This is a genomic window from Aureimonas ureilytica (assembly GCF_001475935.1).
In the GTDB taxonomy this organism is placed as follows: Bacteria; Pseudomonadota; Alphaproteobacteria; order Rhizobiales; family Rhizobiaceae; genus Aureimonas; species Aureimonas ureilytica_A.
On record NZ_LDQA01000106.1, the window covers coordinates 1 to 1519 of the forward strand.

2 protein-coding genes are annotated in these 1519 nt (G+C 62.5%); both read left to right on the top strand.

Going from position 1 to position 1519, the window contains the following annotated elements; genetic code table 11:
* Window positions 1-891 precede the first annotated feature (891 nt).
* A complete protein-coding gene (locus tag NS365_RS22780) occupies window positions 892-1341 on the top strand; it encodes a TadE/TadG family type IV pilus assembly protein (RefSeq protein WP_058602577.1) in 450 nt (149 codons plus the stop codon).
* Window positions 1338-1519 (top strand): pilus assembly protein TadG-related protein (locus NS365_RS22785; RefSeq protein WP_244498540.1); only part of this gene is annotated, 182 nt, incomplete at its 3' end. The genes NS365_RS22780 and NS365_RS22785, both read left to right, overlap by 4 nt.

Consider the following 1519-nt stretch of genomic DNA (forward strand, 5'->3'; position numbering starts at 1 on the left):
GGCGTCGATCTCGGCGATCACATCCGCGCGGCGCGGCACGATGCCCGACAGGGTGAAGGTGCGGTGGTGGAGATGCAGCAGAAGGTCGGCGTAAAGCCGGCGCGACGACGACGCCAAAGGCTTGAACAGGTCGGGCGGCAGGACGTCGAAAAGCGGCATTCGAACCTTGGCGTGGCTGGGATCACCGCGTCGGCTCGGGCGGGAGCGGCCGCGCCTTCATACCAGACATGGCGTGGCGATCAACCGCCGCGCTCGGGTGGCCGTCGTGTGCTTCCCGCAATTCCCTCGCCAAATCATGGAGTTCTCACTGCCTGTCGGCTCTTGGAGGCCGAATGGGAATGACCACCGGAGCGCAAGCTTGATTGGCATAGGCCGCGCCGCTGAACGCGGCTCTGTCGCCCTGCGTTGCCGAGCGGATAATGACCTTGGCACCTTGATCGCCCCGGCAAGATAGCGGCCACCTGGAAGGCGCAGACCGGAAGGATGCCGCAGACTCGTCGTTTTGACAGCGCTATCGGCTGGCCCATCATACCGCTCCCTCCGCTCTCTGCGGGCAGGCAAGTACGCGTCCGGCGCCCCATATCAGACGATCCCCTCGCAACGACATCTCACCGCAAGGTTGCATCCCCTAGGTCACAATCCAGCGGAATGGATGGCGTTGCAACGACATAACCCTGGAATATGCCCTTCGCCGCCTAAACCTGAAATCAGCCTACGAGGCGTAGAAAAGAAGCGGATTTCATACCGCTCGATGACTCTACTCGACGCCTAGCAATACCTCCGGGTGTGTATACCAATCGTAAACAGTAACCTCAAGTTGCCGTAGCCGAAATCCCTTCGAGTGGTACGCTCTTCTTCGACACAACACCCGGTAGAACAGCCGAGACTCCCATGAGCCGCGCTTCTCGACACGCCTTTCCTATCCCATTCCATCTTGGCATTCGCCTTTTCCTGCGGTCGAGGCGAGGCAGCAATTCCGTCGAGTTCGCCATTCTAGCGCCGATCCTCTGCCTTCTTCTGCTGGGCTCGGCCTATGTCGGACTTTATATCGGACGAGCCCATTCGCTCGCGCAGATCGCCGCCGACGTCTCGCGCTATGCCATGGTCGGCGAGACGCCGGACCAGCGGCAAGCCATGGCGCTGCGCTGGCTGGACACGACCGGCAAGGGATATCCCCTGATCGACCCGCTTCAGCTCCGCGTCGAAGTCAGCGAGAGTTTCGACATGATGCATGTCTCCGTCTCCTACGACATGTCCGACCTGCCCCTGCCCGAACTGGTTCGCCAAAGCGTGCCCCTGCCTCAATCGGTGGTTCGCACGGCGGCGGTGCTGCTCCCATGACGCGGCTCGGTCTGTTTTCGCGCTTGGCGCATAACCGAGCCGGTTCGGTCGCGCTCACCTTCTGCATCGCCCTTCCGGTCCTGGTGGGCGCGAGCGCCTTCGCAACCGATATGGGCAATGTCTTTCTTCAACGGCGCGCCTTGCAGGGCGCGACGGATGCGGCGGCCCTCGCCGCCGC